This window comes from Sulfitobacter sp. AS92, assembly GCF_038900015.1.
Taxonomy (GTDB): Bacteria; Pseudomonadota; Alphaproteobacteria; order Rhodobacterales; family Rhodobacteraceae; genus Sulfitobacter.
On record NZ_JBBMQL010000003.1, the window covers coordinates 176,596 to 202,499 of the forward strand.

At 60.1% G+C, this 25,904-nt stretch carries 25 protein-coding genes; 17 read left to right on the forward strand and 8 right to left on the reverse strand.

Annotated features, from left to right (window positions below):
* Positions 1–107 precede the first annotated feature (107 nt).
* The 9 genes from WNY61_RS06960 (at position 108) to WNY61_RS07000 (ending at position 12,172) form a co-directional block, all read left to right on the forward strand.
* The gene (locus WNY61_RS06960; protein WP_342850753.1) at positions 108–2,348 is read left to right on the forward strand and encodes a TRAP transporter permease; all 2,241 of its coding nucleotides are present in this window, start codon (positions 108–110) and stop codon (positions 2,346–2,348) included.
* Between the two features lie 110 nt (positions 2,349–2,458).
* The gene (locus WNY61_RS06965) at positions 2,459–3,370 is read left to right on the forward strand and encodes an AEC family transporter (RefSeq protein ID WP_342850754.1); all 912 of its coding nucleotides are present in this window, start codon (positions 2,459–2,461) and stop codon (positions 3,368–3,370) included.
* A gap of 120 nt (positions 3,371–3,490) precedes the next feature.
* Positions 3,491–4,081, forward strand: a complete 591-nt coding sequence (locus tag WNY61_RS06970) for a helix-turn-helix domain-containing protein (RefSeq protein WP_342850755.1) — start codon at positions 3,491–3,493, stop codon at positions 4,079–4,081.
* Between the two features lie 2 nt (positions 4,082–4,083).
* On the forward strand, positions 4,084–5,157 hold the full coding sequence (locus WNY61_RS06975) for an efflux RND transporter periplasmic adaptor subunit (protein WP_342850756.1): 1,074 nt from the start codon (positions 4,084–4,086) through the stop codon (positions 5,155–5,157).
* Between the two features lie 3 nt (positions 5,158–5,160).
* Positions 5,161–8,211 (forward strand): efflux RND transporter permease subunit, encoded by a 3,051-nt coding sequence (locus WNY61_RS06980; protein WP_342850757.1) that lies wholly within the window; start codon positions 5,161–5,163, stop codon positions 8,209–8,211.
* Positions 8,212–8,404: 193 nt separating this feature from the next.
* On the forward strand, positions 8,405–9,319 hold the full coding sequence (locus WNY61_RS06985) for an ABC transporter substrate-binding protein (RefSeq protein ID WP_342850758.1): 915 nt from the start codon (positions 8,405–8,407) through the stop codon (positions 9,317–9,319).
* 17 nt (positions 9,320–9,336) lie between these two features.
* Positions 9,337–10,503, forward strand: a complete 1,167-nt coding sequence (locus tag WNY61_RS06990; protein ID WP_342850759.1) for an ABC transporter permease — start codon at positions 9,337–9,339, stop codon at positions 10,501–10,503.
* Positions 10,500–11,435 (forward strand): ABC transporter ATP-binding protein, encoded by a 936-nt coding sequence (locus WNY61_RS06995; RefSeq protein ID WP_342850760.1) that lies wholly within the window; start codon positions 10,500–10,502, stop codon positions 11,433–11,435. Before WNY61_RS06990 ends, WNY61_RS06995 begins: the two co-directional genes overlap by 4 nt.
* A complete protein-coding gene (locus WNY61_RS07000; protein WP_342850761.1) occupies positions 11,432–12,172 on the forward strand; it encodes an ABC transporter permease in 741 nt (246 codons plus the stop codon). Before WNY61_RS06995 ends, WNY61_RS07000 begins: the two co-directional genes overlap by 4 nt.
* Here WNY61_RS07000 and WNY61_RS07005 read toward each other — a convergent pair.
* The 3 genes from WNY61_RS07005 to WNY61_RS07015 all read right to left on the reverse strand — a co-directional run bounded on the left by WNY61_RS07005 (position 12,169) and on the right by WNY61_RS07015 (position 15,592).
* Positions 12,169–12,864 carry a haloacid dehalogenase type II gene (locus WNY61_RS07005; RefSeq protein WP_342850762.1) on the reverse strand — a complete coding sequence of 232 codons (696 nt, stop codon included), beginning with the start codon at positions 12,862–12,864 and terminating at the stop codon, positions 12,169–12,171. The genes WNY61_RS07000 and WNY61_RS07005 overlap by 4 nt on opposite strands.
* A 74-nt stretch (positions 12,865–12,938) precedes the next feature.
* Entirely contained in the window at positions 12,939–14,243 is a 1,305-nt protein-coding gene (locus tag WNY61_RS07010; protein WP_342850763.1) for an FAD-binding oxidoreductase, read from the reverse strand.
* Positions 14,243–15,592, reverse strand: a complete 1,350-nt coding sequence (locus WNY61_RS07015) for a glutamine synthetase family protein (RefSeq protein ID WP_342850764.1) — start codon at positions 15,590–15,592, stop codon at positions 14,243–14,245. The genes WNY61_RS07010 and WNY61_RS07015 overlap by 1 nt, the downstream gene beginning before the upstream one ends.
* A gap of 124 nt (positions 15,593–15,716) precedes the next feature.
* On the opposite strand from WNY61_RS07015, the gene WNY61_RS07020 reads away from it, so the two are divergent.
* Positions 15,717–16,460, forward strand: coding sequence for a GntR family transcriptional regulator (locus WNY61_RS07020; RefSeq protein WP_342850765.1), 744 nt, complete (start codon positions 15,717–15,719; stop codon positions 16,458–16,460).
* Positions 16,461–16,761: 301 nt separating this feature from the next.
* Positions 16,762–17,679: an MYG1 family protein gene (locus tag WNY61_RS07025; protein ID WP_342850766.1), complete on the forward strand. Its 918-nt coding sequence runs from the start codon at positions 16,762–16,764 to the stop codon at positions 17,677–17,679.
* 32 nt (positions 17,680–17,711) lie between these two features.
* On the opposite strand, the gene WNY61_RS07030 is transcribed toward WNY61_RS07025, so the two are convergent.
* The 5 genes from WNY61_RS07030 to motA form a co-directional block, all read right to left on the reverse strand.
* Positions 17,712–18,047: a hypothetical protein gene (locus WNY61_RS07030; RefSeq protein ID WP_342850767.1), complete on the reverse strand. Its 336-nt coding sequence runs from the start codon at positions 18,045–18,047 to the stop codon at positions 17,712–17,714.
* A gap of 52 nt (positions 18,048–18,099) precedes the next feature.
* Complete coding sequence (locus WNY61_RS07035) at positions 18,100–18,366, reverse strand: hypothetical protein (RefSeq protein WP_342850768.1); 267 nt, start codon at positions 18,364–18,366, stop codon at positions 18,100–18,102.
* A gap of 163 nt (positions 18,367–18,529) precedes the next feature.
* Positions 18,530–18,955: a hypothetical protein gene (locus tag WNY61_RS07040; protein WP_007117658.1), complete on the reverse strand. Its 426-nt coding sequence runs from the start codon at positions 18,953–18,955 to the stop codon at positions 18,530–18,532.
* The gene (locus tag WNY61_RS07045) at positions 18,952–19,212 is read right to left on the reverse strand and encodes a hypothetical protein (protein ID WP_342850769.1); all 261 of its coding nucleotides are present in this window, start codon (positions 19,210–19,212) and stop codon (positions 18,952–18,954) included. The genes WNY61_RS07040 and WNY61_RS07045 overlap by 4 nt, the downstream gene beginning before the upstream one ends.
* Positions 19,209–20,075, reverse strand: a complete 867-nt coding sequence (gene motA / locus WNY61_RS07050) for a flagellar motor stator protein MotA (RefSeq protein ID WP_342850770.1) — start codon at positions 20,073–20,075, stop codon at positions 19,209–19,211. The genes WNY61_RS07045 and motA overlap by 4 nt, the downstream gene beginning before the upstream one ends.
* A gap of 93 nt (positions 20,076–20,168) precedes the next feature.
* Between motA and WNY61_RS07055 the strand changes: the two genes are divergently transcribed.
* The 6 genes from WNY61_RS07055 to WNY61_RS07080 all read left to right on the forward strand — a co-directional run bounded on the left by WNY61_RS07055 (position 20,169) and on the right by WNY61_RS07080 (position 25,897).
* On the forward strand, positions 20,169–21,269 hold the full coding sequence (locus tag WNY61_RS07055; protein WP_342850771.1) for a hypothetical protein: 1,101 nt from the start codon (positions 20,169–20,171) through the stop codon (positions 21,267–21,269).
* A gap of 186 nt (positions 21,270–21,455) precedes the next feature.
* A complete protein-coding gene (locus WNY61_RS07060) occupies positions 21,456–21,923 on the forward strand; it encodes a MucR family transcriptional regulator (protein ID WP_342850772.1) in 468 nt (155 codons plus the stop codon).
* Between the two features lie 42 nt (positions 21,924–21,965).
* Positions 21,966–22,895: a flagellar motor protein MotB gene (locus WNY61_RS07065; RefSeq protein WP_342850773.1), complete on the forward strand. Its 930-nt coding sequence runs from the start codon at positions 21,966–21,968 to the stop codon at positions 22,893–22,895.
* A 275-nt stretch (positions 22,896–23,170) separates the two neighbouring features.
* Positions 23,171–23,803: a hypothetical protein gene (locus WNY61_RS07070; protein ID WP_342850774.1), complete on the forward strand. Its 633-nt coding sequence runs from the start codon at positions 23,171–23,173 to the stop codon at positions 23,801–23,803.
* Between the two features lie 43 nt (positions 23,804–23,846).
* Entirely contained in the window at positions 23,847–25,217 is a 1,371-nt protein-coding gene (locus tag WNY61_RS07075) for a flagellar hook-length control protein FliK (RefSeq protein ID WP_342850775.1), read from the forward strand.
* Between the two features lie 11 nt (positions 25,218–25,228).
* Positions 25,229–25,897 carry a flagellar hook capping FlgD N-terminal domain-containing protein gene (locus WNY61_RS07080; protein ID WP_342850776.1) on the forward strand — a complete coding sequence of 223 codons (669 nt, stop codon included), beginning with the start codon at positions 25,229–25,231 and terminating at the stop codon, positions 25,895–25,897.
* Positions 25,898–25,904: the final 7 nt, after the last annotated feature.

A 25,904-nucleotide genomic window follows, 5' to 3' on the forward strand; every position in this document is an offset into this window, starting at 1 on the left:
ACGCCTAGACAAACTTGCATGCCGTCCCTAATCGGGGCGGCATCTTGCCATCATCCCGCATGATCGTCGGGAAACATCCCGCATAAATGTCGGGAAAGGGAGCTTCCATGACAGACCAGCATAGTGCCGACCCTCAAGGCCCGATTGTCGCTGAAGGGGTTGATGACGAACCCGTAGAAAGCAACCGTCGCATATTCGCCGGGCGTACCTATCTGGTCGTCGCGGCCATGTCGGCCATCTATGCGTTCTTTCACATGGCCGCATTGAACGGCATGTCGATTGGCGAGCTTACCGGCATCCGCATCCCGCTTTTGCCGACTTTCCCGATGGAGACGTGGAACTTCCGCATCGTGCACATCGCTGGCGCGCTAATCCTCGGTTTCACGCTCTACTCCGCCCGTGGCTTTGTCGATGAAGGCACAGGGCAGGGCCGCCATCCACTGGATTTCGTTGCATGGGCTGCGATGATCCCGGCGCTCTATTCGATTTGGACTGCCTGGGGTATCGCCAGCCAGATCAACTCCGGGGTGCAGTGGAACGGCATGAGCCCTGAGTTCAAGAACCTTGAAATTTACCACTATGGTCTGCCGCTGGTGGCGGCGACTGCCATCGGCATTGTTGTCGGCTGGCTGCGGGGCCGTGAGCGGGGGCAAGTCTCCCCTGCGGACCTGCTTTTGTCTGTCTGTGGCGTGGCCGTGGCGTTCTATCTTATCACCATGTACAGCACCTTGATGCGCAACTCGACGGGCACGCCCTTTGCGCCCATCGGTATCTCCATCGCCGCTGTCGCGGGCACCGCGTTGATCATGGAGCTGACGCGCCGCGTGGCGGGGCTGGCACTGATCGTTATTTCCGGCATCTTCCTGATCTACGTCTTTGTCGGGGACATGCTGCCGGGCTTCCTGAATGCGCCCAACATCCAGTGGACGCGGTTCTTTAGCCAAGTCTACACCGATGCGGGCATCTTGGGGCCAACCACGGCGGTATCTTCGACCTATATCATCCTGTTCATCATTTTCGCGGCCTTCCTTCAGGCATCGAAAGTGGGCGACTATTTCGTCAACTTCGCCTTTGCCGCGGCGGGCCGCTCGCGCGGTGGTCCGGCCAAAGTCGCGATCTTTGCCTCGGGCCTCATGGGCATGATCAATGGCACTTCGGCAGGCAATGTGGTGGCGACGGGCTCGCTGACGATCCCGCTGATGAAGAAAGTCGGCTACCCGGCCCGCACTGCAGGCGCGGTTGAGGCTGCGGCTTCGACCGGGGGGCAGATCATGCCGCCGATCATGGGGGCCGGTGCCTTCATCATGGCCGAGATCACGGGCATTCCTTACACCGACATCGCCGTCGCGGCGATCATCCCGGCGGTGCTCTACTTCGTGTCGATCTACTTCATGGTGGATTTCGAAGCAGCCAAACTGGGCATGCGCGGGATGCGTTCTGAAGAGCTGCCCAAGCTGCGCGATATGATGCGGCGGGTGTTCCTGTTCATCCCGATCATCATCTTGATCTATGCGCTGTTCATGGGCTATTCGATCATCCGCGCGGGCACGCTGGCGACGGCGGCGGCGGCGGTTGTGTCGTGGTTCACGCCCTTCCGCATGGGGCTGCGCAGCATTGTCAAAGCCTTTGACCTTGCCGGGATCATGTCGATCCAGATCATCGCGGTCTGTGCCTGTGCGGGCATCATCGTTGGCGTCATCAGCCTGACCGGCGTCGGGGCGCGTTTCTCTTCCGTGCTGCTGGGCCTGGCCGAGGCGAGCCAGTTCCTCGCCCTGTTCTTTGCCATGTGTATCGCCATTCTGCTCGGCATGGGCATGCCCACCACGGCGGCCTATGCGGTGGCGGCCTCGGTCGTGGCGCCGGGGCTGGTGCAACTGGGCATTCCGCTGCTGACGGCACACTTCTTTGTCTTCTACTTCGCTGTCGTTTCGGCCATCACGCCCCCCGTGGCGCTGGCCAGTTACGCTGCGGCGGGGATATCGGGGGCCAACCCGATGGAGACTTCAGTGGCGTCCTTCAAGATCGGCATCTCGGCCTTCATCGTGCCCTTCATGTTCTTCTACAACGGCGCAATCCTGATGGACGGCACATGGTTCGAGGTGATCCGTGCGGGGGTTACTGCGGTATTCGGGGTCTATCTGCTGTCCTCGGGGATGCAGGGCTGGTTCGCGGGCAGCTTGGCCGCGTGGTTCATCCGGTTGGGTCTGGTCCTTGCGGCGTTGTGCATGATCGCAGGCGGTTTGGTGACTGACCTGATCGGCATCGCGATTGGGGCGTTGATCTTTGTCATCCAGCTGAAGTTCCGCCCCGCTGCAGACGCCCAAATCGCCGTGCGCGGCAGCGATTGACCCAAGCCCCGGCCCTTCGGGGCCGGGGTGCCTTTAATTGAGGCAGCGGCCCCTGTTGCATCCACTCCAAGCGCCGCCTAGGGTCCGAGCGATCCTTCCGGGCGGTTAATATGTTCACTATCTTTCTGGCGATCGCGCCGGTCTTTGCGCTGATCCTGATGGGCTACGGCCTGCGACGGGGCGGCATCCCGTCGACCAAGTTCTGGAACCTGAATGACCGGTTGGTCTACTGGGTGCTGATGCCGGCGCTGTTCTTTGCCAAGATCTCGGCGGCAGACCTCAGCGGGGGCTTGGGCGATTATGCCCTGCTGCTCTATGCGGGGTTCTTTGCGGCGATTTTCTGCGGCTGGCTTTTTGGCCGACGGTATGCCGCGCCGCAGGGCAGTTCGCTGATGCAGGGCAGCGCGCGGTTTAACACATTCATTGGCCTTGCGATTGCCGAAGCCGTCTTTGGCACGGCAGGACTACAGATCGCGGTGCTGGGCTCTGCGCTGCTGGTGCCGGTGGTGAATGTGACGGTGGTGACGCTGATGACCCGTCAATTGGGCGGGGGTGGTAAGTCGATCCTTAAAGGGCTGGTCAAGAACCCGCTGATCCTGGGCATCCTTGCCGGTGTGCTTTTCAACTTCGCCGGTCTGCACGAAGTGCCGGTCCTACACGAAAGCGCGCGTATCTTGGGCGATGCGGCGCTGCCGATCATGCTGCTTTGCGTTGGGGCCAATCTGCGGCTGCGTGGGCTTTCAGGGTCTGTCTCGGTCATTGCGCTGTCGATCGTTGGCAAACATCTGGTGAACCCGCTGGCGGTCTTGCTGGCGGCGCTGGCGCTGAACCCCGCGCCGCTGACCCTGCAGATCGCGCTGATCTTTGCGGCGCTGCCAACCGGGGTGGCCAGTTATACGCTGGCGCGTGAGATGCGCGGCGATGCGCCCTTGATGGCGGCAATCATCACCACCCAGACGTTGCTGAGCTTTTTCACCCTGCCACTCACGCTCTATCTCGGAAGCCTCATTTCGGCGCCCTGATCGTGTGCCTATCTGCAAAACGGAATTGTGATCTGCGTGGGTCGCATGGCTTGGTATTTACAGGTTGACATATCCGGTCAAAATGTCCAATTGCGGCTCAAACAGTGCCAAGGATTCCCCATGACCGAACTTGAAAAGACCGTGCTCGACGCTGCGTTGCATGTCTTTTCCCGTTATGGGGTCAAGCGCACCAGCATGGTTGACCTCTGCGAAGAGGCCGGTGTCTCGCGCCAGACCCTCTACAATCGCTTTCGCAACAAAGATGACATCCTGCGTGGGTTGATCGGGCGCTATACCGAACTGGCGCTCGAAGAGATCGCCGAAGAGTTGCCCCAAGCGCCGGATTTAGACGCCCAGCTTGATCTGATCTTCGATCGGATGGTGGTGCGGGGCTATGACATGATACAGGCGATGCCCAACGCTCAAGATTTTATCGATGGGGTCAATGCAGTCAGTCAAGAGGCGCTGCAATGTTCCGCGGGGCGTTTCCGCGCCGTCATTGCTGAGGTGCTGACCCCCTATGAGACCCCCATTAACCGCGCTGGCATGACCGTTGAGGCCCTTGCCGATTGCCTTCAACGTGCCGCCAAGGCCGCAGGTATGCACGCGCAGGACCGCGCACATTTTCTCGCGCAGTTGCGCACCCTCAAACAACTTTGTCTGACCGCCGCCCTTGGGCCTGTGCCGGATGCTACACATAAGGAAGACTGACCATGGCCAAGTGGCTTGTTGAGACGACGCGCGGCGCGGGCGCGGGGCGGCTGTTGGGGCTTGCACTGGCCTTGACCGTCGGGATGGCCACGCCAATCGCCGCCGAGGTGCCCGTGGTGAAGTTGGAAACGGTGAAGGTCAGCAACGCAGAGATGAAGCGGGTGTTCTTTGGCAAGGTGGTTGCACGTGAAACCGTGGACCTTGCTTTCCAAGTTGGCGGGCAGATCGAGGAATTCTCGGTCGAAGAGGGGACCACAGTCAGCAAGAATTCGGTCGTGGCCCGGATGGATCTTGAACCGTTTCAACTGGCACTGGAGCAAGCACAGGCCAATGATGCGCAGGCCCGCCGGACGATGGAGCGCTATCAAAAACTCGCTGGTTCTTCGGTGGCAGAGGTCAATCTGCAAGACGCCGAAACCGCCGTGACCGTAAACGATATCGCCGTGCGCAACGCCGAACGTGATCTGGAGAGCGCCACCCTGCACGCGCCTTTCGACGCGATTGTGGCTTCGCGGTTGGTGCCTAATTACTCAACCGTCAACGCGGGAACGCCCGTGGTGCGTCTGCACGATATGTCCGAGCTTCGGGTCGAGATTGATGTGCCCGAGACCTTGTTCTTGCGCGCAGGACGGGATCCGAACGTGCGCTTTGTAGCCAAGTTCCCAGCAAATTCGGAAAGCTACTCGATGCAGATCCGCGAGTATAATGCCGAGACTGCAGATATCGGGCAGACCTATAGCATAACCCTTGGGGCCGAATTGCCCGAGGATTTCGTGCCCCTGCCCGGTGCCTCGGTTGAGGTCCGCGCGACACTGAACATCGGCGGAACCAGCATCATCGTCCCGGATTCCGCCATCGTCGTGGGCAATGATCGCGGCACCTATGTCATGGTCTTTGATCCCACCGGCGCGCGCGAGGGGACGGTCACCCGCACCGAGGTTGAAATCACCCCCACTGCGCGGGGCGATGTCACGGTCATTGCGGGCCTGTCGGATGGGCAAGAGATCGTGGTGAGTGGCGCAAGCCAGCTTGAAGATGGTGCCGCTGTGCGCCGCTTCGTTGGTTTCGGAGACTGAGCCATGGATATCGCACGCCTGTCCATCAACCGCCCTATCTATACTTGGATCATCATGCTGATCTGTCTTTTGGGCGGTATCTGGGGTTTCGCGACCCTTGGCCGTCTTGAAGACCCGGCCTTCACCATCAAAACAGCGGTGGTTGTCACGCAATACCCCGGCGCCTCTGCCGAAGAGGTGGCGCTTGAGGTCACTGAACCGTTGGAATCACAAATCCAAAAGATGTCCGAGATCAAGGACATCGAATCCATGAACCAGCCCGGTTTGTCGTGGATCACGGTCAACATGCAGGACACATTCGATGGGTCCGAATTGCCGGAAATCTGGACAAAATTGCGCAACCGCGTGAATGAGGCCGCCATGCCCAGTGGGGCGACGCAGCCGTATGTGAACGACGGTTTCGGTGATGTTTACGGGATATATTATGCCGTCACGGCCAAGGGCTATTCGGACGCAGAGGTGAATGAGCTGTCCAGTTACCTGCGGCGTGAACTGCTGCTGGTGGATGGCGTGTCGGATGTGGCGCTGTCGGGCGTGCCGAATGAGGTGATCTATGTCGAGCCTCAGCTTGCGCTTAGCACCACGCTCGGCATTCCGCCCACGGCGATCGTCGGCGCGGTTTCCAGCGCCAACGAGATTGTCGATGGAGGTGTTATTCAGGGCGACGAGGGGCGCAGGCTGATCCAGCGGCCCGAAGGGTCTGACAGCGTGTCTGAGATTGCCGCGCTGTCGGTTGGCGTTAGCGGTCAGGTGATTAACCTTGCCGATGTGACCAATATTTACCGCACCCGCGAAGCCGACCCTGACCTTGTGATCCGCCACAATGGTCAAGACGCCTTTACCGTTGGCGTTGCCGGGATCGCGACCGAGAATATCGTCGATATCGGCAAACGCGTTGATGACAAGCTTGCGCAGCTGCGTGAAACATTGCCTTTGGGCATTTCGATTGAATCCATCTACCGCCAGCACACGGTGGTTGAGGAGGCATCGAACGCCTTTCTGGTGAACCTTGCCATGTCGGTCGCCATCGTGGTCGCTGTGCTGGCCGTCTTCATGGGCTGGCGCGCGGCGGTTGTTGTGGGCTCGACACTGTTGCTGACGGTGGTGGGCACGCTCTTTTTCATGGCGCTTGGCGCGATTGAGATGGAGCGTATTTCGCTCGGCGCGCTCATCATCGCGATGGGGATGCTCGTCGACAACGCGATCGTTGTGGCCGAGGGAATGCAGATCTCCATGCAGCAGGGCAAAAGCTCTCGCGATGCGGCCACGGAGGCGGCAAGCAAGACGCAAATTCCGCTTCTCGGGGCCACGGTCATTGGGATTATGGCCTTTGCCGGGATCGGGCTTAGCCCTGACGCGACGGGCGAATTCCTGTTCTCGCTTTTTGCGGTGATTGGAATTTCCTTGCTGTTATCGTGGGTGCTGGCGATTACCGCGACACCGCTTTTGGGGCATTACTTCTTTAAACGCGGGGCCGAGGGCGGTGCTGGCGGCTATGACGGGGCGATCTTTAAAGGGTATGCCGCTGTGCTGCGCGCGTCGCTCAAGCTGCGTTGGTTGGTGGTTGCGGCGCTCATCGGGGGCACGGTTGTTTGCTATGCGCTGTTTGGGCAGATCAAGCAGCAGTTTTTTCCTGACAGCAACACGCCGCTTTATTTCGTGCACTATAAATTGCCGCAAGGCGCTTCGATCCACCAGACCTCCAATGATCTGGCCGTGCTCGAAGATTGGCTGGTGGCGCGTGACAATGTTGAGAACGTGACATCCTACGCGGGGCAGGGGGCGGCGCGTTTCATGCTGACCTATCAGGCCGAAGACCCCAACCCCAGCTATGGCCATCTGATCGTCCGTGTTTCAGCGCTTGAGGTGATCCAAGACGAGATGAACGCGCTGGAAGAATTCGCAGTTGATGCGGTCCCCCAAGGGGAGTTCCGGGCCAAACGTCTCGCTTTTGGGCCGGGGGGCGGCGCACCGATTGAGGTGCGTTTCTCGGGCAGGAACCCGGATGTGCTGCGTGATCTGGCCGATGAGGCCATGTCGCGGATGCAGGCGGCGTCGGACAATATCATCACTCCGCGTCAGGATTGGCGCGAGCGCGAACTGGTGCTGCGACCGATCTATGCCGAAGAGCGCGCGCAGGATGCGGGTATTTCTAGGACTGAGATCACGGAGACGTTGCAGTTTGCCACCGAAGGCACCAGCGGCGGGACGTTCCGCGAGCGGGACCGCCAGATCCCCATCGTGATCCGCGCCCCGCAGGATGCCGATTTGGCGCTGACCGATCATGTGATCTATGCGCAAAACACCAATGCGCTGATCCCGATGGAACAGGTGATCGATGGTTTCAGGTTCGAGCCGCAGGACACGCTGCTTTACCGCCGCGACCGGGCCGATGTGATCACCGTGGGGGCTGATATTCCGCGCGGTGTGACGGCGGCGCAGGTGCAGGCCGAGGTGCAGGAAACCATTGAAGCGATGGAGATCCCCGAGGGCTATGCCATGGAATGGGGCGGCGAGTTGGAAAGCGCGGGCGAGGCGCAGGCCGCTTTGGGCAAGCAGCTGCCTCTCAGCCTCATCATCATGGTGCTTATTTCGGTCCTGCTGTTCAACGCGTTGAAACAGCCGATCATCATCTGGCTCTTGGTGCCGATGGCGGTTAACGGGGTCAGTCTGGCGCTTTTGGGGTCGGGGCTGCCCTTCACCTTCACAGCGCTTTTGGGGCTGTTGTCGCTGTCGGGGATGTTGATCAAGAACGGCATTGTACTGGTTGAAGAGATCGACCTTACCCGCGCTGCGGACCCGACGCTGGACTTGAAAGAGGCCATCATCACCGCATCGACCTCGCGTTTGCGTCCGGTGTTCTTGGCTGCGGCGACGACCATTCTGGGGATGCTGCCGCTCTTGTCGGACGCATTTTTCCAGTCGATGGCGGCGACGATCATGGGCGGGCTGGCTTTTGCCTCAGTGCTGACCCTGATCGCAGCGCCGGTGCTTTACTTCATCTTCTTCAAGCGCAGCGCCGCGCGCGAAGCAGAGGCTGCGCGCACGGCCTAGGCAGCGCAATTTCGACTAAAGGGGGCGCCTTCGGTCATGCCGGGGTGCCCTTTGTCGTTGCCCGTCATGATCGCAAAAAAAACGCACATCGCCGGGCAATCCATCCTTGGTTTCCCAGATTTGCCCGCTACCTTACGGTTTTCAAACGGCGCGTTGTTGTGTCTGGTCATTGTTTTCAAGGAGTTCTCTTCCGATGGGTATCCGTATTTTCTCAACCACTGCCGCTGCCGGCTTCGCCGCCGCACTGGCGTCTTCGGCCGCTGCCGAGATCACCGTTTCCTCTAAGATCGACACCGAGGGCGGCCTGTTGGGCAACGTCATCGCACTGGCGCTTGAAGATGCCGGCCTTCCCGTCGAGCGCCGCTTGCAACTGGGTGGCACGCAGGTCGTGCGCGAAGCGATCCTGTCGGATCAGATCGATATTTACCCCGAATACACCGGCAACGCGGCCTTCTTCTTTAACGAAGCGGAAAGCGATGTGTGGAAAGATGCCGCCAAAGCCCACGCCCGCGCCAAGGAATTAGATGGCGGTGAGAACAAGATCACATGGCTCGATTCCGCCCCGGCCAACAACACTTGGGCGATTGCCGTGACTGGCCCACTGGCCGAGGAAAACAACCTGACCACCATGTCCGATTTCGGCGCTTGGGTGGCCGAGGGTGGTGGCGTGAAACTCGCGGCCTCAACCGAATTTGTCTCATCTCCCGCCGTGCTGCCCGCGATGCAGGAAACCTATGGTTTTGAGCTGTCGCAAGATCAGACTGTGATCTTGTCGGGCGGTGATACGGCAGCGACCATTCAAGCCGCAGCGCGCGGCACATCTGGCGTGAATGCGGCGATGGTTTACGGCACCGATGGGGGCGTTGGTGCCACGGGCCTTGTGGTGATGGAGGACGACAAAGGTGTGCAGCCGGTCTATGAACCCGCGCCCATCGTTCGCGCCGAGGTGTTGGAAGAATACCCCCAGATCGCCGAGGTGCTGAACCCGATTTTTGCCGGGCTGGATATGGCGACATTGCAGAAGCTCAACGGTCGCATTCAAGTCGGCGGTGAACCGGCTGAGGCCGTGGCGCGTGACTATCTGACCGAGGCCGGGGTGCTGGACTGATCTCCGACACCCGGACATTGACCGGCCCCGGCGCAAACTTTTCTGCGCCGGGGCTTTTGTTCGCCGTGTTGGGCGCGGCGGCGCTGTTGTCCCCCTTCATGACGCTGGCGGCCAATCGCATCGTCGCGGGCGAGGGGGTGATGGCATGGGCGCTCGGCCCCCAGTCCGTTGTCCTGCCGGGGCTTCTCGCGCTTATCGCGGGGCTTGCGTTGGGGCTGCTTTCAGGTCGCGAACTGTGGCGTCTGAGCGGGGCGCTATTGGGGCTTGCTGGGCTTTTGTGGCTTTTGACCCATGGGGCGAGCGGCCTTTTGGCTGATGCCGGGGATTATGCCCGCGTTTCTCCTGCTTTCGGGTTTTGGTGTCTTCTCGGGGTCCTTATGTTGCTGATGGCCGATGCTTTGACCGCCATGGCACCGGGGCCGATGATACGCGGCGGGGTGCTTGTTGCAGTGTTGGCGGTGCTGGGGGGCATCTTGTGGTCGGGCGCACTGTCGGACCTGTCGGTCATGCAAGAATACACCAGCCGCGCAGATGCTTTCGGGCGGGAGTTCATCCGCCATCTCGGCTTGGCCTTCGGCTCGCTCGCTGCGGCGTCGGTGATCGGCTTTCCGTTGGGCGTGCTCTGCCACCGGCTCACCAGCCTGCGCGGCGCTACGCTGCCAGTGCTGAGCTTTTTGCAAACCATCCCCTCGCTGGCGATGTTCGGCCTAATGATTCCGATCCTTGGTTGGGTCGGGGCTAATCTGCCGGGCGCGAGAGCGCTTGGCATTGCGGGCATCGGCTTTGCCCCGGCCTTTCTGGCGCTGGTGCTTTATTCGCTGCTGCCCGTGGTCGGCAATACGGTCGCGGGCCTCGCATCCGCCCCGCCCGCAGCGCTGGAGGCCGCGCGCGGCATGGGGATGACACCGCTGCAACGGCTTTGGCGGGTGGAATTGCCGCTGGGCCTGCCTATCATCCTAACCGGGCTGCGCATCGTTTTGGTGCAGAACATCGGGCTGGCGGTCATTGCAGGGCTGATTGGCGGCGGCGGTTTCGGGACGTTCGTCTTTCAGGGGCTGAACCAAACCGCGACCGATCTGATCTTGCTGGGCGCATTGCCGACCGTGGTGCTGGCGCTTTCAGCAGCGATCGTGATGGACATCTTGGTCGACCTGACCCGCAAGACCCCAAAGGACAGCGCATGATCGAGATCGACCGCATCACCAAGACCTACGCGGGTATCCGCGCTGTGGATTCTGTTTCAATGACCGTTGAGACGGGGACGATCACGGTGATCGTCGGCACCTCCGGCTCAGGCAAAACGACACTGCTGCGGATGATCAACCGGCTGGAAGAGCCGACCTCGGGCGAAATGCGGATCAACGGCGAGTCTACGCTATCGGTCAAGCCGCATATCCTGCGGCGGCGCATTGGCTATGCTATTCAAGGGCATGGGCTTTTCCCGCATCACACGGTAGGGCGCAATATCGGCGCGGTGCCGCAACTGCTGGGGTGGCCGCGTGACAAGATTGATGCGCGGGTGGATGAACTGCTCGCGCTTTTCTCCATGGACCCTGCGCAGTTTCGCGACCGCTATCCGGCAGAGCTTTCGGGTGGGCAGCAGCAGCGGGTCGGCGTGGCGCGAGCTTTGGCCTCGCGGCCTGATTTGCTGTTAATGGACGAACCCTTCGGCGCGCTTGACCCGATCATACGCACCCGCGCGCAGGAAGACTTGCGGCGCATCCAGCAGCGGCTGGGTTCGACCATCATGTTGGTTACACATGACATGGAAGAGGCGATCCGGCTGGGCGACCGCGTGGCGGTGATGGATAGCGGCAAGTTGGTGCAGCACGCCACACCGGCGGAAATTATCGCCAAACCCGCGACTGAATTTGTGGCGAATATGGTGGGCGATGTGGAGCGGCCCTTGCGGCTGTTGTCGCTGATCCCGGTACGAGAGTTGGTAGAGGCCGGCGCGGCCGAAGGCGACGCACTGCCCGCAGGTGCCAGCCTGCGCGATGCGCTGTCGGCTTGCCTCTGGACCGGACGCACATCGGTGCCGGTGGAGGAAGATGGCACTCCGCTGGGCCGCGTCACCCTTGAAGCGATCCGAGCGCGGGCAGGGCAGCACGCATGAGGATCGGGCTGATCCTACGGCCCTTGCTGGTCGTGGTCCTGCTGGCCTTGGTCCTTCGGCCTGAATGGTTCACGCCGCTTCTGGCTCCCTTGGCGCCGACGGGTGGCCCGGTGATCTATGAACGCGCGTCGCTGCTCTCTTTGTCACTCAGCCATCTGGCGCTGGTGGCGATGGCCTCGGCTGCGGCGACCGTGGTGGCCGTGACGCTGGCGATCCTCGTGACCCGCCCGGCGGGTGCTGCCTTTCGCCCGCTGTCGCGCACCATCACCAACATGGGCCAGACCTTTCCGCCTGTCGCCGTGCTGGCGCTGGCCGTGCCCGCCTTAGGCTTTGGCGCGGGACCGACGCTGGTGGCGCTGTTTCTCTATGGACTACTGCCGATTTTCGAGAACGCGGTGACAGGTCTGACGAACCTCCCGCCAGCAACGATGGAGGCGGCGCGGGGCATTGGGCTCAGCCGTTGGCAGCGGCTCTGGCAGGTAGAATTGCCACTGGCCCTGCCAGTGACCCTGACGGGCATTCGGCTGTCGGTGGTCATCGCACTTGGCACGGCCACCATAGGCTCCACCGTCGCGGCGCGGACCTTGGGCGAGGTAATCATCGCGGGGCTGCTGACCAACAACACCGCCTTTGTGGTGCAAGGCGGGCTGGCGGTCGGGCTTTTCGCCGTGCTGATCTATGACGCCATGGTGCAGCTTGAAGTGCGGTTGGCGCGGCGCATGGGGGCTAAGGTCTAGCTGCGGTTCGCAGCGATGATCTGCTCAGCCAGATCAACCAGATCGTCCGATTGGAAATGCGGCTGCGGCACGCCCTCGGCCTTAAGCAGATTGTTGTTGGGGCGGGTCAGAAAGGCTCCTTGGCACCCTGCCGCTTGTGCGCCGATGGTGTCCCACAGATGACAGGCCACCATGCATAGGTCATCGGTTTGCAGGTCCAACGTCTCGGCCACCATCTGATAGGTCGCGGGATGGGGTTTGAATTTCTCTACATCATCAATGCTAAAGCTGCGCTCAAAGAAATCAGCGAGCCCGGCTTTTTCCAGCGGGGTTGGCGCGGGGGAGGGTGGGGAGTTGGTCAGCGTCACCAGCTGAAATCCCGCCTCTCGCAGTTTGCGCAGGGCCGGTACGACATCCGCGTGGGCGGGCATTGAGCCGATGAGGGACTTAAGCTCGGCCACATCATCATCCGAAATCGGAACTTCTTTGTTTGCCCCGACCATCTGCAGCACACCGCCCGCCAAAGCGCCAAAAGGCGTATAGCGGCCCGACAGGGTCATCGTTTGAGAATAAAGGATCAGCTCGGCAAACCATTCGCGCATCACCGACGGATCGCCGAAAACACGCTGGAACAAAGGCTCAAGCGTGGTGATGTCGAGCAGGGTCTCATTCACATCAAAGACGATGGTTGAGACGGGCTTTTGGTCGGGCATGGGGGATCCTTTCAGTCACGAGGCGCGGACGCACCCGGTCATTGTGAAGAAACCCCCAGCCCTGTCAAAAGGTTTCAGACCCCCAAGCGGTCGCGCAGCCCGTACCACCAAGAGCCCATCACCGAATAGGGCACCCGAAGCATGCGCCCACCGGGGAAAGGGTACCACGGCACATTGGCGAAGACGTCAAAGCGGGTGAGGTCGCCGTCGATAGCCTCAGAGAGAATGCGCCCGAAGGTATGCGAGCCGGTCACGCCATGACCACTGTAGCCGTGCGCGAAATAGGTGTTGTCGCCGATCCTGCCCATCTGTGGCACCCGGCTGAAGGATAAGGCGAAGTTGCCGCTCCACGCATAGTCGATCTTCACGTCTTTAAGCTGCGGAAAGACTTTGTCCATATTGCGCTTCAGCTTGGCTTTGATGTCGCTCGGATCGGCACCGCCATAGACGGTACCGCCACCAAAGAGCATGCGTTTGTCGCCCGACAAGCGGTAGTAGTCGAGGATATAGCGGATGTCTTCGACGCAGGCGTCGGTCGGCAACAGCGCGTGCGCCTGCGCTTCGCTGAGCGGCTCTGTCGCCATGACTTGTGTCGAGACGGGCATGACACGCGTCGTTAGTTCCGGCACCACGTGGCCAAGATAGGCATTGCCGCAAAGCACCAGCGTTTTGCAGGTCATCGTGCCTTTGGCCGTTCTGACAACGGGGCGGGCCGCAGTGTGATCTACATCCGTGACCGGTGACATCTCGTAGATCGTGCCGCCGTTCTTCTCAAATGCCGCAGCCTCGCCCAGTGCGAGGTTGAGCGGGTGCATGTGACCGCCGGAGTGGTCGATCAGCCCGCCCTCATAGAGGTCAGAATTGACGTGGGCGCGGAGTTGATCTTTGTCCAGCATCTCTTGGTTGTCGATGCCGTAGCCCTGCCAAAGTTTCTGACGCTCTTCCAACTCGCGCATATGCGCAGGCGTGAGGCCCGTGAAGATGTTCTTTTCTTTAAGGTCGCATTTGATGTCATAGGTGCGGACCCGCTCGCGGATGATCTCGCCACCTTCTTGCACGATGCCTGCGACGAAGGTCGCCGTGTCTTGACCGTAGCGACGCTTGATCGTTTGCAGGCTGGCGTTCAGCCCGTTTACGATCTGCCCACCATTGCGCCCCGAGGCACCCCAGCCCACGCGCGCTCCTTCGATGATGGCGACTTTATAGCCCTTTTCGGCAAGATGCAGGCCCGTCGACAGCCCGCTATAGCCCGCGCCAACAATGCAAACGTCGATCTCATGATCGCCCTGCAACTCGGGGCGCTCGGGCGAGGGGTTCGCTGAGGCCGCGTAGTAACTTGTCGTATGGCTGCCGTCACCGGCGTAGGGGTGGCGCGACATCAGACGATCTCCAGATAGGTGTCATATTCGAAATGGGTCACCTGCCGCGCGAATTTGCGCAGCTCTTGGGTCTTGCATTCGACCATCATGGTCTGCAACCGCGACGAGAAGATGCTGGGCACATCCGGCCCTTTGCGGAAGGCGTCGATGGCCGTGGCCCAGTCGAGCGGCAGGTTGTCGAGCTTCATCGTATAGGCGTCACCGGTGATGGGTGCGACTGGCTGCATGTCTTGCTCAATCCCCAAAAGCGCGCCGCCGAGGATGCTGGTCAGCACCAAATAGGGGTTGGCATCGGCCCCGGCCACGCGGTGCTCAATGCGCCGTGCCTTGCTGTCGCCGCCGGGAATGCGGATCGCTGCAGTACGGTTCTCATAGCCCCAGGCGACATTCGTCGGCGCATGGGCACCCGGCAGCAGGCGGCGGTAAGAGTTCTCATGCGGCGCGAAGGTCAGCGTGTTTTGCTGCATCGTAGCCAGCAGACCGGCCACGGCGTTAAGCATCAGGGATGTGCCTTCATCCCCGCCATTGTCAAAGACGTTTACGCCGTTTTCATCTACCAGCGAGAAGTGCACGTGAAAGCCGCTGCCCGCCAGATCGCCATAGGGTTTGGCCATGAAGGTCGCGGCGAACCCGTGTTTGCGCGCAATGCCGCGCACCAACCGTTTGAACAGCACCGCGTCATCCGCCGCGCGCAGCGGATCGTCTACATGGCGCATGTTGATCTCAAATTGGCCCGCGCCGTTTTCCGAAATGGCCGCATCTGCGGGGATGCCCTGCAATTCGCAAGCGTCATAGACTTCGTTCAGAAACTCATCGAAATGCTGCAGCTCGTCCAACGACAGTGCCCCGTCGGAATCGAGCCGCTTGCCGGTGACCGGAGAGCAGGGCGCCTGCGGGTGATCCTCGGTCGGGTCAACAAGGTAGAACTCCAGCTCCGTGGCGACCACCGGGGTGAGCCCGCGCGCTTTGAACTTTGCGGCCACCTCGGCCAGCGCCCGGCGCGGATCGCCGGGGAAGGGGGCGCCGTTTTCTTGACGCATCCACAGCATCGCCAGCGCGGTCGGGCGCGAGGTCCATGTGATGGGCATGAGGGGGCGGCCCGTGAAATCGCACAGCCCGTCGGAATCCCCGGTTTCAAACACCAGTTCGCTGTTTTCGACATCTTCGCCCCAGATATCCATGCCGACGATGGACAATGGCATCCGCAGCCCGCCCTCGACGACTTTGGAGACTTGATCGGCAGGCACCCGTTTGCCACGCATGGTGCCGTTAAGGTCACAGACGCACGCAAAGATCGATTCAATCTCTGGGTGTTGCGCCAACCAGGCTTCTGCTTTGCTCTCAGACATGGGGTTCCTTTCGATATCTAAAGCAATAATGTGATACCATTATTCAAAACGTCATACCACTATTCGCTTGTCTGTCAATTGCCCATCAGCTTATGGTTGGCCCCGAAAGATCAAAGGCGGCGAGATGATCGGCAAGGACAATGACGCGCTCAATATCCCCGAGATCCCAGAGATTTCGGGCGCGACGACGCAGGAGGTTGTCTATGAGCGGCTGCGCAATGCGATCATGCTGGGGGCCATCACGCCGGGCACCTCGCTCACCATGCGTGGCATCGCAGAGCGGCTCAATCTCAGTCCAACCCCGGTGCGCGAAGCGGTGCGGCGGCTGAGCTCAGAACACGCGATCCAGATCAAAGACAACCGCCGTCTGACTGTGCCGTTGATGACGCTGGACCGTTTCGAAGAACTTGTCGCGCTGCGCATTGCTGTGGAAACCCACGCCGCCCTGCGCGCCTTGCCCTATATCTCGGATATCGTGATCGCAAAATTGACCGAGATCGACGGCATCATGGACCGATATGTGGCCGAGCGGGACTCGGACCAACTTACGCTGATGAACCAAGCCTTTCACCGGATGCTCTATACGGTCAATCCAGCGCAGTCGTCTTTGCCGATGATCGAAAGCATCTGGCTGCAACTTGGCCCCTTTCAACGGCAGGTGATCACTGAGGTCGCGGAATACTATCAAATCGATCGACATAAAGAGGTGTTGGCCGCACTCACCGCGCGCGATGGCGATGCGCTAAGCGCCGCCATCGCCAATGACATCCGCGACGGCGTTTTGGACATAGGCCGCAAGTTGCTCGCGGCGGGGGAGGGCGGGGACACGGCCCTGCCAGAGGTTTGGGGCATGCCCGGCCCGTCCTGACGCGTTTGTCTTTTGTAGTCGGGTGACGCTTGCGCCGCGCATTTAAAAATGGGGCGAGTTGGCGCGAGCACAGCATTCTGAGCACCATTGCAATGCGCTTCGGCTCAAGCGACATCTTTCATAGATGGCTCAACGCGCGCGCAAGGTTGATTCCTAATTGGGCCGTTATAGCTATCATCTTCGATCGCGCACACTGCAGCGGCGTTGGGGCGGTCTGCTTGCACTTCGCCCGCGCCCCGACGTATTGGGGCTCAAACAACCACCCCGATCCCGATATCCCCAGCCCGAGCGGAGCCAGCCCATGACCATTACCCATCTCGTTACCCACTCGGGGGGCTTTCACGCGGATGAGCTTTTGTCCTCCGTCATTCTGACCCGGCTTTATCCTGATGCGACATTGCTGCGCAGTCGGGATGCAGATTGGATCACACCCGGCGCGGGGCGGATCATCTATGATGTAGGCCGGGAGTTTGATGCAGATGCGTTGATCTTTGATCATCACCAGCGCCCCAACCCTCTGCGCGAAGACGGCCAACCTTACAGTTCTTTCGGGCTGATCTGGCAGCATTATGGCCGGGACTATCTGCGCAGCTTTGATGTGCCTGAAGCGGATGTAGAAGATATCCACCGCAGTTTCGATCAGGGCTTTGTCCTGCCGGTTGATCTGATCGACAACGGCGCGTTGGAGCCGTCGGTCGCGGGCCCCTTGGCGGGGATGACGCTGCCGGTGCTGCTAGAGACGCTGAAACCCGTCTTCGATGAGCGTGGCGAGGATGCCGATGACCGCGCCTTTATGGCGGCCCTTCCCGTTGCGCGTGCCTTTGTTGAGGCGGCGATCAAAGGCAAAGCTGCCAAGCGCCGGGCCGAGGCGATGGTCATGCAGGCGATCGAAGCTGCGGGCAGCGGGCGCGTGCTGGAGCTGCCCCGCGGCATGCCGTTCCGTTCGGCGGTGGAAAAGGCCGGGGCGGATCATCTGCTGTTTGTCGTGCATCCGCGCGGGGAGGATTGGGCGCTGACTACGATCCGCAAAAGTGGGGACAGTTTCGAGGCGCGCGCCGATCTGCCAGAGGCGTGGGCCGGGTTGACGGATGCCGATCTTGAGGCTGCAAGCGGCGTGCAGGGTGCGAAATTCTGCCACAACGCGCGCTTTATCGCCGTGGCCACAAACCGTGAGGCTGCTTTGCGCATGGCCGACCTAGCGGTCCAAGACGTGGCGTAGGGCCGGGGCCCACGAAGGGCCCCGGTATTGGGCTACATATATGCGTCGCTGGTCAGGAAGAACATCGTTTCAATGACCTGAACCTCATACGCGAATGTCCACGTGGAAGCATGACGCTGATAGCGCGCAGAGGCCATCAGCGCGCGGAAGGCCGCATTGGTTCCCGGCCCCCATGCGCCGTCAATCGCGCCACTATAATAGCCTTCATGCCGAAGGCTGTCCTGTACCATCCGCCGCGCGCCTAGGTCGCGGCTTTGAAACAGGTCCCGAACATCCGTAAGGGTAACTTCGGCGGATTGTGCGTACAACGGGCGGACGCTAAGTGACGCCGCGCCAACCGCAGCAGCAAAAAAACTTCGTCGCTTCATTTAAATTCCTTTCACATAAAACCGGGGTCAGAAATACGACCCCGGTGCAGAGTTAGGCGGGGGTAGAAGGGGTCCGTTTGGACATCATCGCGGCGACAACGCCCCAAAAGATAGATACCGGCCAAGTGATCAACGCGCCAAAGCCAAAGGTGACGACGCCGATGAGGATGGCCAAGATGATCAAAACAATACCACCGGCGACGGTGGCATAGAGAAGCCCGAGGGGGCCGAAAAGCAGCGTCAAAAAGAACGCCGCGACGACGCTTTTTTGCGGCTTCGCGTGAATGATAGTTGTGGTGTGGGTGGGGGCATCAGTCATGCAGTGTTTCCTGTAAAGTCTAAACAATTTGTCTCGGCGCCGTCAGAACGACGACAGATACAATGCGACTTTGATGTAAGAGAAATGCGGCCTTTTCTGGACCTATATTCGCCAATAAAGGGAAATTTGAATTAGTTTTCCCTTAGGCATCTAATGGGCTGTTTTACTTCTGGTCTTCGAGCCAGATTGATAGAAATCCTTCCGCTTGGGCGGCTGTTTCGGCCTTTTCGAGCGCTTGTCTGCGTGTCTCGGCGCGGCGGGTGCGGATCAGGTCGATGCGCTTGGCCTCAGCAAAGAGACCATTCAGCTTGTCATGGATGCCCGCACTGTCCGCGCGCAGGCGTTCGGCTTCGGCGTCTTTGCGGTGGATCGTCTCCGACACGTTGCGGATAAAGGCCGAGACGACGCGCGTCGCCTCCACGGCATCGGGGTCCCCTCGGTCGTTCAGCTGCTCCATCAGGGTATGGCGTTCGTTCTCGATCAGGCTGAGGGCGCGGTTCACCTCAACCATTTCGAGTGCCACGTTCTCCATCTCAAAGCGTTTTAGGCGTGAAAGCACGGCCAAACCATCGCCGCGTCGGGGCTTCACTGTTGGGCGCCCTGCGACAGAACGATCAGCCGTTCGCGCATCCGTTCCAGTACTTGAGGGTCAAGCAGCGGCAGCCCTTCCATTGGGGGAACATGACCGATCACCCCGTGGCGGCGCATCGAATTGGGTAGCTTCGCTTCTGCTTCGGCAGCCTTATCGACCTTTTCCTTGCCTTCTTCTTCTTTGGCTTCGCTCGCGGCAAGGCCCGGCCCTGCCAACAGCGCCACAAGAGCTATCAGTGGCAGGCGGACGATCATACCGCAGGCAGTTCGCGCTGCGAGGCTTCAACGGCGGAGAAGTTCGGCTGTTTCGTGGTGGGGATGTTACCGCGGCCCAGCTCAATGCAGATGCTTGGCGGGTGGCCCGCGACGATGGCCACGATGACATCGCGGATGACGGTATACATAGCGCTGTCTTCTTCCTCGATCTGCTCAAGCCGGCCCGCGATGGGCTGCACCATGCAGTAAGCAAGGAAAACGCCAAGGAACGTGCCGACCAACGCGCCGCCAATCATCGCGCCAAGGATCTCTGGCGGTTTGTCGATCGAGGACATGGTTTTGATGACGCCCAGAACCGCCGCGACGATGCCGATCGCGGGCAGGCCGTCGGCCATGCTTTGGATCGCACTGGCCGAAACCAGCGATTCATGGTGGTGCTTTTTAATCTTGCGGTTCATCACGTCTTCCATCTGGAAGCGGTCGTCGAACTGCATCGACATCATGCGAAAGCTGTCGGCGATAAGGTCGGTGACGAAGTGATCCTTCATCAGCTTGGGGTAGCGTTGAAAAATAGGGCTGGCCTCGGGGTTTTCGATATGTTCGTCCATCGCAACGATGCCTTTGGTCTTATAAAGGCGCGCCAGTTCGAACATCAGCGCAAGCAAATCGTTGTAATCCGCAGCCTTCCAGCGCGGCCCCTTAACGACCCGCATAACCCCGCCGAGCGATGATTTCACGACTGAGAATGAGTTGGCGATCACGAAGGCGCCCAGAGACGCGCCGCCGATCATCATGCCCTCATAGGGCAGGGCATGTAGGACGATGTCCATATTGCCGCCCGACAGCATGAAGCCGCCAAAGACCAGACCGAAGACCATTACAAGACCAAGCAAGAGTGTCATTGCTGCACACGCCTCCAAAAATAAACTATTCTTACTTTATCCTTGAGCGAATGCGTCTATACAAGTATTATCTAGGAAAGAACTTGGGTTTCTATGATGAATAGTGGTTTTTCGGTCAAAGAAGAGTTGAAGGATGAAGTCGACGCTCTGCAAGAGCCCGACGCCTTTGCCTATTTCGTCGATCCCTCCGAGCTTTCGGTGCTCGTGCAGGGCTGGCCCAGCGAGATGCGGCTGTTGCTTTGCATGGATGCTGCCGGACTTTGTGAGTTCGTGGTCTTCCATAATGACGAGGAACATGCGGTTTTCGACAGGGTTTCTGAGATACTTGATCGCCCGGTCGGCAGCTTTGCCGTGAGCCCGGAGGTCGAGGGGCATCCTTGCCGCAGGCTGCTGTTTTCCGAGGAAAACGCGCTGTTGAAAGCGATCCAGGAAAGCAAAACCCTTGAGGAAACGGCGGCGGACTACCTCATCAACTACAACTTCGCGCGCGAAGAAGGGCTGGATTTCGATGAGCTGATGCGCCAGCGCCCAGAGCTGGATCAATTCCAGCGGGTCACCACCAACAAGATTTTCCCAGTTGGGTCGCGCAAGCGTCGCAAAACACGGTCCGGCCCACCGGAGGGCTATATGCCTTCCGCTGACGTGCAGCCGGGGGAGTGTTTCTACATCAGCCTTGAAATGTGGCTCGCTGGAGGGCGGATGCGAATCGCGGCCACCCCCGATAAACCCTTGCCGATGGTGCCGACCTTGGCCCGCGACATCGCATTCCGTGATGATTTTGCATCGGTCTATATCCCGCGCGACACGCTCGCGGCGGAATGGCGGCCCAAGGATAACATGGTGATCGACATTCCTGCCGAGCTTTTTCCCGCGGGCTTTAGCGACAGCTGTGAGCGGCGCAAGGTGAAGGTCTCGGTCATGCCGAGGGGCATCTTTGTCGAGTTTGGTGCGCCGATTGATGTGCCCGACCTGCCAGAGCCTGAACTGCTGGATCCCGCGACGCTTACGCCGCAGATGCCCGCGCCGCGCAAAAGCCTGTGGAAGTCGCTGCATATACCCTTGATCGCGGTTGCCGGGCTGGGTGTGACAGGGCTGTTTAGCACGATCATCGCGCAGACAACCGGCAACGACGTGGCTTCAGAACCAGCCCCAAAAAGCGCCATCTTCAAAACAGTCGCGCAAATGCAGCCATGACACATTTTCCACAATATGGCGGAAAAGTGCTTGTCAATGCTTGTGCGGGTTCCAAATATAACTCGAATCGTGATAAGAATAAAATGCGAAGAATAATTTATCTTTGCTGCGCCACTTGCGAGACCCTCTCTCGGGATTTCGCGAACCTTGCAGAAGGCAAGATTAACTTAACAAGGAAGTTGCTTCATGCCTAATGTCACCCCCAAGCAGAACCTGAGCGATACCGCGATTGCGACCATCGTTTCTGGGTTCGCGAGCCGCAGCGATGTAACAATCGACGATATTTTGACCTTGGTTGAGCGTTTGCGCGCGGCTCCGGCCGACGCCCCCGCCACCGCGCTGGCCAATATCCCCGCAGCCGTGACCCCCATCGCGCCCAAAGCGCCGGGGATGTCTGCAGCCCCCGGCGAACAGCCGATGACCGACGACACGATCTTTTGCCTGTGCTGCGGCAAAGGGTTCAAGATGCTCAAGCGTCATTTGGGTGCCGAGCACGGCCTGACCGAAGCGGAATATCGCGTGATGTTCAATCTGGCTGCGGACGCGCCGTTGGTCGCCCCAAGCTATTCCAAGCGCAAAGCGGAATACGCCAAGCGCGCCGGTCTCGGCAAATACAGCCGCGACAAGTCGGACAACAACGCAGAGCTTTCCTGATCTGGCCATCGGCCCGATCTCGCGTAGTCGGGAGGCCCTGTAATGGCTGACAAAAAGAACGAATTGATCATCATCAAGCGTTATGACGCGGAGGGCGGCCACGCCCACCACGGCGGCGGGTGGAAGGTGGCCTACGCGGACTTTATGACCGCGATGATGGCGTTCTTTTTGCTGCTGTGGATTCTCGCGGCTTCGGATGAGGAAAAGCTGCGTGGACTGGCGAACTATTTTACGCCGACAATCTCGGACGGCGGATCATCCTCAGATGCGGCGGCTGATCTGCGCCCGCTGATGGCCGCAGGCGTGATGACCGGCGCGGTCGACAATACCGGTAATGTGAAAAAGCCCACCTTTGGTCGCGACAATCCGATGATGGTCTTCGACAGCCGTCTGCGCGACAAACCGTCAGAGGTGGTTGTCGAATATGCCGACGGCCCTGAGCCTGCTGCAGCCGCTGATCCGGCCACAGTTGCCGCGGTTGAAGAGGCAGAGCGTCGTAAGTCTGAAATTGACCGCATGGCCGAAGACATCGCCGAGCGGATCACCTCGGATAGTGCGCTGAGCGATCTGGCGCGCAACGTCCGGTTGGAAAAATCCAACGGCGCGTTGACGGTGCAGGTTCTTGATCAAGACGAACGCTCGCTCTTTACGCGGGGCAGTGCCGAAGTGACCCCCAAAACCCGTGAATTGCTTTTGGCCATCGGCGATGTGATTGCAGAGCAAAACCAGCCGGTCGAGATTATTGGCCATACCGATGCTGCCACTTTTGGCGCGAACAACGGCTACACCAATTGGGAATTGTCGGCAGATCGCGCCAATGCGACACGCCGCACTTTGATGGCTGCGGGCATCAACGGTGCCCGGTTCATGCGCGTCTCTGGTGTGGCAGACACCCAGCCGATCAACACGATCGACCCTTTGGCCGCAGAAAATCGTCGCATCTCGATTCGTCTGGTCTATCAAGCCGAGTAGGCCTTGTTTACAAGGCGCTATCGGCGCAATTCTGCCGATCGAAGGTGCCGAAAAAAGTGCGACATCCCTGCCGCTGATCCCCAAAAACAAATTCCTGCCAAGTAAAATTGTTGACGGTCAAGGTCTTGCGATCTAGACCTAATGCAATAAACGAGCACCAGGCACCTAAAAAACTATTAAAAATAGCCTGGATAAACCATGGACAGAATGTCCTGAACGAGGCGGAAATGCAGGTAAACTCACTTATCGGTGGCATCTGGAAGGGTGCCTGCCACATGGATTCATCGGCCGATGGCCGTCATTTCAACATGCTGATCCGGGCGCTGATCCCGGTTCAAGCTTCGGTTTTCGAGATGCAGGATTGGGCGGGTCATCCGGTTGCAATGCCAGATTGCATTGAGCCGATCCCGGGCATTTGCCTTGGCGATATTCTGGCCGAAGAACTTGACGCTGAGGTGCCTTATGGCTCGCTCGTCGTTATTCGCAAAAGCGATAATTTCACAAACATCTCTCAAGCTGCCGGTGCGCTGGTGGGCGAAGTCTTGATCGGTATCATTGGGCGCGGTCTGTTCCCGATGATGGACGAAGACAGCGTTCTGCATGCTTTGGGCCAGGCCTACTATCAGGCGGCAGAAGCGGATGAACTGCTCAAGCTGGGGCTAGAGCCTGCGGCGTTCCGTATGGGGCTGAGTGCGGTGCTGGGCCAATACTGGGGCCGTCCGGTCGACAGTCATTCGTTTTTTGCCACCGAACAGGCAGGAGGCGCACAGCTTTCGCTGCGAGCACTCACCGGGACAGAGTCTCCCGTGACGCTTAATCAGTGGACCCTTCGGCTGAAGGCTCTGGTAGAGGGCCACAGCGCGCGTCGCGCGTTTGAAGGTCAGCGCGGGAACGTGCGGATCTCCTGATCCAATCACAGAGCCTTCGGAATCCCAAGGTGGAGGACGTTAGATGATAGCTCAACTTCAGGCCACGTCTGCGGCATCCGGTGCCGCCGTTGCCGGGCAACCGCCGAAGACTGGCGCTGTCGAAGGCTTTACCGCGTTGATGCAGGGCGTGGCGAAGCAAGAGGCCGCGCCGCAGCCGCAGATTAAGACCCCGAAAACTGCCGCGCCGGAAACAGATGGCGCGGCTGACACATTGCCCGAAGGGATCGATCCAGAAACCGCAGAAGGGCTGTTAGCCCTGATGGATCACACGATCGCCGAACTGGAAGAAACCAACGGCAAGGTGACGCCCAAAGCCGCACTTGCGGCCTTTGCCGAAACTCTGGGAGAGGCGCCCCCCGATGGGGTAGGGGCGTTGGAGGCGGTGGCGCAGTTAGCAGACCCAACCCTAGAAGCCGCGCTTGAAGAAAAGATTGCCGGTGCCCTGCGGATCCCGACGCCGAGCAGCCAGCTTAGCATCGCGTCAGCGGTGATCCCGGCGATTGCACGCGGGTCGATCGGATCGGTACAAGAGAAGCAAGTGCCGAACATGCCCAAGGCTGAGGGGGCTGGGTTTGCCCAGATCGCTTCAGGGACCCCGAAACTGGCAACCGCCGAGGTGGCCATGGTTGGCGACGCTCAGATGTCACGGCTCAGCGCCGACGTCAAAATCGATGCCAGCACGACCGTCGCCAAGACTATTGATGCAAGCGTAGGGATTGCAGACCCGCGCATGGCCGCAACTGATAAACTCAGCGTAGGGATTGCAGACCCGCGCATGGCCGCTGCCGATCAATTAAGCGCAGCTGTTGAGTACAGCAAAGCCCCGCAGCCTGGTGGGAACGCCCCCGCAGCCGAGGCGGCCTTGCGTGAGGTTGCAGCGCTGACCGCACCGCAGGCGCCACAGTCAGAGACGCTTCGCCTGAGCCCACCGCAGCCAACGCCCGCGCCGGCGCCGAACCCCGCCGCCGCCCCGGAAGAGCAGTTGCGCCAGCACGTCAGCCAGCAGATCCGTAGTCTCAACACAGGCGACAACAAGCTTCGTTTCTCCCTCTCGCCCTACGGTATGGGCGAAATCGAGATCGAAGTCGTGCGAAGTGAGGCGGGGCGTATGCAGATCGCCATGACCACCGAAAGTGCTTCGGTCTTGAACATGCTGCGGCAAGACCGTGATCAACTGCTAGATGCGCTGCAATCGCGCGGCATCAGTGCCGATAATGCCGACCTTGATTTCCAGACCTTTGGCGAACGGGGCCGTAATGGCGGGCAGCAAGACGGACCAGAGTTTACAACGAATTTGTCGCAGGCCGATGATCCGGAGGGCAGCGATGCCCTGCCGTTGGCCCCGACACCCAGACCGAGCTTGATCGCCGGGCAGTTGGATATCCTCACCTGAAAGGCGAGACTATGATCGACGCGACCACAGCCAGCACTCTGAGCACCACCAGCACATCGGCGGCGGCGACCTCCTCTGCCGAGCTTCAAGAGAGCTACAACAGCTTCCTTACCCTGCTGACGGCCCAGATTTCGAACCAAGACCCGCTGAACCCGGTGGATTCGACGCAGTTCGTCTCGCAATTGGCGCAGTTGACCCAAGTGGAGCAAAGCATTGCGACCAACGCGAGCCTTGAGCAGATCAGCACGATGCTGTCCACCGTGGGCGCGATGTCGGACCTGCAACTGATCGGGCGCGATGTGTTGGTGCCATCGTCCCAAGTGCGCATGACCGAGGACGAATTTCCGCTCAGCTACCAACTCAATGCCGGGGCGGAGGATGTGACCATCCGCATCTATTCCGACGACGGGACGTTGGTCCGCGAGATGCCCGGCCCCTCGACCGCGGAGGGGGAGGTGATCGACGTGGATTGGAACCGGCTGGATTCAGTGGGTCTGCCCGTGCCGCCAGATACCTTCCGGGTTGAGATCACGGCGACGGACGCCAGCGGCAACGACGTGGGCGTAACCCCTCTGACCCGCGCTGAGGTGACGCGGGTGAACTTCACCGGACAAGGGGCAGAGCTGGAGCTTGATAACGGAGAGCAGGTGCTTTCTTATGCCGTGCGCTCGGTTCTCTAAACGGCCA

Bases quoted from the DNA above. Each gene is read 5' to 3' on its own strand.
- WNY61_RS06960 (WP_342850753.1), top strand. From the start codon at position 108: ATGACAGACCAGCATAGTGCCGACCCTCAAGGCCCGATTGTCGCTGAA.
- WNY61_RS06965 (WP_342850754.1), top strand. From the start codon at position 2,459: ATGTTCACTATCTTTCTGGCGATCGCGCCGGTCTTTGCGCTGATCCTG.
- WNY61_RS06970 (WP_342850755.1), top strand. From the start codon at position 3,491: ATGACCGAACTTGAAAAGACCGTGCTCGACGCTGCGTTGCATGTCTTT.
- WNY61_RS06975 (WP_342850756.1), top strand. From the start codon at position 4,084: ATGGCCAAGTGGCTTGTTGAGACGACGCGCGGCGCGGGCGCGGGGCGG.
- WNY61_RS06980 (WP_342850757.1), top strand. From the start codon at position 5,161: ATGGATATCGCACGCCTGTCCATCAACCGCCCTATCTATACTTGGATC.
- WNY61_RS06985 (WP_342850758.1), top strand. From the start codon at position 8,405: ATGGGTATCCGTATTTTCTCAACCACTGCCGCTGCCGGCTTCGCCGCC.
- WNY61_RS06995 (WP_342850760.1), top strand. From the start codon at position 10,500: ATGATCGAGATCGACCGCATCACCAAGACCTACGCGGGTATCCGCGCT.
- WNY61_RS07000 (WP_342850761.1), top strand. From the start codon at position 11,432: ATGAGGATCGGGCTGATCCTACGGCCCTTGCTGGTCGTGGTCCTGCTG.
- WNY61_RS07005 (WP_342850762.1), bottom strand. From the start codon at position 12,864: ATGCCCGACCAAAAGCCCGTCTCAACCATCGTCTTTGATGTGAATGAG.
- WNY61_RS07010 (WP_342850763.1), bottom strand. From the start codon at position 14,243: ATGTCGCGCCACCCCTACGCCGGTGACGGCAGCCATACGACAAGTTAC.
- WNY61_RS07015 (WP_342850764.1), bottom strand. From the start codon at position 15,592: ATGTCTGAGAGCAAAGCAGAAGCCTGGTTGGCGCAACACCCAGAGATT.
- WNY61_RS07020 (WP_342850765.1), top strand. From the start codon at position 15,717: ATGATCGGCAAGGACAATGACGCGCTCAATATCCCCGAGATCCCAGAG.
- WNY61_RS07025 (WP_342850766.1), top strand. From the start codon at position 16,762: ATGACCATTACCCATCTCGTTACCCACTCGGGGGGCTTTCACGCGGAT.
- WNY61_RS07030 (WP_342850767.1), bottom strand. From the start codon at position 18,047: ATGAAGCGACGAAGTTTTTTTGCTGCTGCGGTTGGCGCGGCGTCACTT.
- WNY61_RS07035 (WP_342850768.1), bottom strand. From the start codon at position 18,366: ATGACTGATGCCCCCACCCACACCACAACTATCATTCACGCGAAGCCG.
- WNY61_RS07045 (WP_342850769.1), bottom strand. From the start codon at position 19,212: ATGATCGTCCGCCTGCCACTGATAGCTCTTGTGGCGCTGTTGGCAGGG.
- motA (WP_342850770.1), bottom strand. From the start codon at position 20,075: ATGACACTCTTGCTTGGTCTTGTAATGGTCTTCGGTCTGGTCTTTGGC.
- WNY61_RS07055 (WP_342850771.1), top strand. From the start codon at position 20,169: ATGATGAATAGTGGTTTTTCGGTCAAAGAAGAGTTGAAGGATGAAGTC.
- WNY61_RS07060 (WP_342850772.1), top strand. From the start codon at position 21,456: ATGCCTAATGTCACCCCCAAGCAGAACCTGAGCGATACCGCGATTGCG.
- WNY61_RS07065 (WP_342850773.1), top strand. From the start codon at position 21,966: ATGGCTGACAAAAAGAACGAATTGATCATCATCAAGCGTTATGACGCG.
- WNY61_RS07070 (WP_342850774.1), top strand. From the start codon at position 23,171: ATGGATTCATCGGCCGATGGCCGTCATTTCAACATGCTGATCCGGGCG.
- WNY61_RS07075 (WP_342850775.1), top strand. From the start codon at position 23,847: ATGATAGCTCAACTTCAGGCCACGTCTGCGGCATCCGGTGCCGCCGTT.
- WNY61_RS07080 (WP_342850776.1), top strand. From the start codon at position 25,229: ATGATCGACGCGACCACAGCCAGCACTCTGAGCACCACCAGCACATCG.